This window comes from Nocardioides sp., from assembly GCF_024509035.1.
Classification (GTDB): Bacteria; Actinomycetota; Actinomycetes; order Propionibacteriales; family Nocardioidaceae; genus Nocardioides.
This window is the reverse complement of record NZ_JANINT010000214.1, coordinates 1-3,597: the sequence shown is the minus strand read 5'-3', so window position 1 is coordinate 3,597 and position 3,597 is coordinate 1. Positions and strand designations below refer to the sequence as shown.

At 72.8% G+C, this 3,597-nt stretch carries 5 protein-coding genes; 2 read left to right on the top strand and 3 right to left on the bottom strand.

The annotated features are described in order from the left end of the window. Positions 1 to 116 precede the first annotated feature (116 nt). Positions 117 to 407, top strand: coding sequence for an OB-fold nucleic acid binding domain-containing protein (locus Q0L15_RS15450; RefSeq protein ID WP_296605343.1), 291 nt, complete (start codon positions 117 to 119; stop codon positions 405 to 407). Next, positions 404 to 1,126, top strand: a complete 723-nt coding sequence (locus tag Q0L15_RS15445) for a DUF3159 domain-containing protein (protein ID WP_296605342.1) — start codon at positions 404 to 406, stop codon at positions 1,124 to 1,126. The genes Q0L15_RS15450 and Q0L15_RS15445 overlap by 4 nt, the downstream gene beginning before the upstream one ends. Here Q0L15_RS15445 and Q0L15_RS15440 read toward each other — a convergent pair. From Q0L15_RS15440 to Q0L15_RS15430, 3 genes are all read right to left on the bottom strand, one after another. Further along, positions 1,113 to 2,294 carry a sugar MFS transporter gene (locus tag Q0L15_RS15440; RefSeq protein ID WP_296605341.1) on the bottom strand — a complete coding sequence of 394 codons (1,182 nt, stop codon included), beginning with the start codon at positions 2,292 to 2,294 and terminating at the stop codon, positions 1,113 to 1,115. The two genes, Q0L15_RS15445 and Q0L15_RS15440, sit on opposite strands and share 14 nt — an antisense overlap. Before the next feature lie 79 nt (positions 2,295 to 2,373). Further along, a complete protein-coding gene (locus Q0L15_RS15435; RefSeq protein ID WP_296605340.1) occupies positions 2,374 to 3,045 on the bottom strand; it encodes a TrkA family potassium uptake protein in 672 nt (223 codons plus the stop codon). A 7-nt stretch (positions 3,046 to 3,052) separates the two neighbouring features. Continuing rightward, the coding region (locus Q0L15_RS15430) for a TrkA family potassium uptake protein (protein WP_296605339.1) at positions 3,053 to 3,597 on the bottom strand (545 nt) is incomplete at its 5' end.

The following is a 3,597-nucleotide window of genomic DNA, read 5'->3' as shown; positions in this document are numbered from 1 at the left end:
CGCGAGCAGCTCGTCGAGCGCCCGAACCCCTAGGCTTTCGCGGCATGGGAGAGCGGAGCCGCCTGAGGCGCACTATCAGCCGCTGGGCCGACACCGGCGACCAGCACGCGCGCGACATGCGGCGGGCGTACGCGGACGACGCCCTCGACAAGATCGGGGAGGCTCCCGAGCGCGAGCAGGTCCGGCTGCGCGGCACGCTGCGCACGGTCACCCTCCGCCCGCGCGGCGGGGTGCCGGCCCTCGAGGCCGAGCTGTACGACGGCACCGGCACGCTCACGGTGATCTGGCTCGGTCGCCGGCGGATCGGCGGCATCGTGCCCGGCCGGTCGCTGGAGATCCGCGGCCGGATCGGCCGCCACGACGGGCACCGGATCATCTACAACCCGCGCTACGAGCTGATGCCGTGACGGCCGCAGCCGACCAGCCCGGACACTCGCCGCCGAGCGTCGACACGGTCGAGGCCGTCGTCCGGGCCCAGATCTCGCGTGCCCTCGGCGGTCGGCGCGGCATGATCGAGGCGGCGGTGCCGACGATCATCTTCACGGCGCTGTGGCTCTCGACCAAGGAGCTGCGGCTCGCCCTCGCCTCCAGCATCGCGGTCGCCGTGGTGCTGCTGGTCGTGCGCCTGGTGCAGCGCTCGACCGTCCAGTTCTGCCTCAACGCGCTCTTCGGCATCGGGATCGGCTGGCTGTTCGTCACGATCTCGGCACGCCAGGGCGGCAGCGCGAACGACCAGGCGCTCGCCTACTTCCTGCCCGGCCTGATCTACAACAGCGCCTACACGGTGGTGCTGTCGCTGACCTGCCTGATCGGCTGGCCGATGGTCGGGTTCATGGTCGGCAGCGTGACCGGCGATCCCACCGCGTGGCACCAGGACCGCCAGATCGTCCGTCTGTGCACCACGCTGACCTGGCTGCTGGCGGTCCCGTGCTTCGTCCGCGTCGTCGTGCAGGCGCCGATCTGGTTCGCCGGCAAGTCCGGCTCGCTCGACCCCGACTCGGCGGTCGCGGCGCTCGGCATCCTCAAGATCGGCATGGGCTGGCCGCTCCAGCTCGCCGCGCTCGCCGCCATGGCGTGGGTCCTGACCCGCAACAAGACCCCGGTCGGCCCGGTCAGCGAGGCGTGACCGGACGGCGCACGTGCGCCGCGGTGCGCCACCACACGACGAGCTGCAGCAGCCCGAGCACGAGGGCGATCGGCAGCAGCGTCCAGGCGCCGACCTCCTCGCCGACCAGGCCCGTCGCCCACGGCAGTGCCGCACCGCCGACCACGGATCCGGCGTTGACGACGCCGACCGCGGTCGGCACCAGCCGCGCCGAGGTGAGCTGGGGGAGCACCGCCATGGTGGTGGGGAAGATCGGCCCCAGGAAGAACCCGAGCAGCGCCAGCCCGACGGCCGCGACGGCGGCGTACGGCGCCGCCCACGTCACGAGGGCCATCGCGCTGATTCCCCCGAGGCACAGGTAGGTGGTGCCGACCGGCGTGATCCCACGGCGGGCGGCGGCCGGGCTGATCAGGAACCGGCCGAGCGTGAGTCCGAGCCAGTAGCCGCTGACTGCGTAGCCCGCCTGGAGGTCGGAGAGGTCGCGCGCCTCGACGAGGTAGCCGTACGCCCAGTTGCCGACGCCGAGCTCGAGCCCGACGTACAGCGTCAGCATGGTCGCCGCGAGGAGGACCGCCGGCTGGCGCACGGCCGCGGCCACGAGCGCCCACCCGCCGCGTCCGTGCTCGACGTCGACGGGCGTGGTCGCTCCGGCGGGCTCCGCGGGCTCGGTGGCCCGCGGGGGATAGGTGGCGCGGACCGCGACCGCCAGCGGGGCCGCGACGCCGGCGAGCGCGAGGACGACCACCGGCCAGGAGGCCACGGTCAGCAGCGCCGCGGCGGCCAGCGGCCCCAGGAGCGCGCCGACGCCGAAGAAGGCGTGCAGACGGTTCAGCAGCGTGGCCGCCCGCGGCAGCTCGGCCAGATAGGCGTTGAGCACCGACTCGAGCAGGCCGGTCGCGTAGCCCACGCCGAGCTGGAGCAGCACGAAGACCACGAACGTGGGCCGGGTGGCCACGGCGATCCCGGCGACGACGTAGACCAGCGCGCCGGCGACCAGCGTCGTGCGATACCCCCACCGGTGGACCAGCGGACCGGCCATCGCGCTCGCGACCACGAACCCGGCGGACCCGGTGAAGAACGTCGCCCCGATCGTCGTCCGGTCCACGCCGTAGTCGTCGATCTGGGCGACCAGCAGCACGCCGTTCACGCCGGCTCCGAGGCCGACCAGCACGAACAGCGCGTAGGCCACCAGGACGGACGCCGCCAGGGGTCGTGGCGGCTGCGGGGGCCCGGGCCGCGCCGCGCGACCGACGTCCGAGGTCGCTACCTCAGCCCCTGTGGGCGCCGGGGGCGAGGATCTGCTCGAGGCTGTCCTCGATGTCGGAGGAGACCACGAACAGCAGCTCGTCGCCCGCCTCGACCGGCTGCTCGGCGTCGGGGACGTAGACCTGGCCGTCGCGCAGGATCGTGACCAGCGCGCAGTTCTCGGGGAACGGGATCAGGCCCGCCGGCTTCCCGACGTACGGCGAGTCGGCTGGCAGCGTCATCTCGACGAGGTTGGCGTTGCCCTGGCGGAACGTGAACAGCCGCACCAGGTCGCCGACGGTGACCGCCTCCTCGACCAGCGCGGACATGATCCGCGGGGTCGACACGTTGACGTCGACGCCCCAGGCCTCGGTGAAGAGCCACTCGTTGTTGGGGTGGTTGACCCGGCCGACCGTGCGCGGCACGCCGAACTCGGTCTTCGCGAGCAGCGCGGTGACCAGGTTGGCCTTGTCGTCGCCGGTCGCGGCGATCACCACGTCGCACTGGTCGAGGCGCGCCTCCTCGAGCGAGGACATCTCGCAGGAGTCGGCCAGCAGCCACTCGGCGTCGGGCACCCGCTCGGGCTTGATCGAGTCGGGGTTCTTGTCGATCAGGAGGATCTCGTGGCCGTTCATGATCAGCTCACGGGCGATGGACCGGCCCACGGCTCCGGCCCCGGCGATGGCGACGCGCATGGCTCACTCAGCTTTCGTCAGGTCCGCTGTCGATGACCGTGTAGGCGCGGGGGGCGTTCTCCTCGCGCATGACCACGTGGAGGATGTCGCCCTCCTGGATGACGCTGTCGCGGTGGGGGAGGATGCCCTCGCCGAGCCGGTCGATCCACGCGATCCGGCAGCCGACCTGCTGCTGGAAGAGCACCGTGCGGTGCCCCACCCACGCCTCGGAGGCGGGCAGCTGGTCGAGCCGGATCGTGCCGGACGGGTCGCGGAAGTTGGGCTCGGCCCCGGCGGGCAGCAGCCGGCGCAGCACCTGGTCGGCGGTCCACTTCACGGTGGCGACCGTGGTGATGCCGAGCCGCTGGTAGACCTCGGCGCGGCCGGGGTCGTAGATGCGGGCCACGACCTGCTGGATGCCGAAGGTCTCGCGGGCCACCCGGGCGGCGATGATGTTGGAGTTGTCACCGCTGGAGACCGCGGCGAACGCGTCGGCGCGGCGGATGCCGGCCTTCTCCAGGACCTCCTGGTCGAAGCCCTGGCCGGTGACCTTGTCGCCGTTGAAGCCCGGCC

Excerpts from the sequence above, each read along its gene's own strand:
- Q0L15_RS15450 (WP_296605343.1), top strand. The coding sequence starts at position 117 with ATGCGGCGGGCGTACGCGGACGACGCCCTCGACAAGATCGGGGAGGCT.
- Q0L15_RS15435 (WP_296605340.1), bottom strand. The coding sequence starts at position 3,045 with ATGCGCGTCGCCATCGCCGGGGCCGGAGCCGTGGGCCGGTCCATCGCC.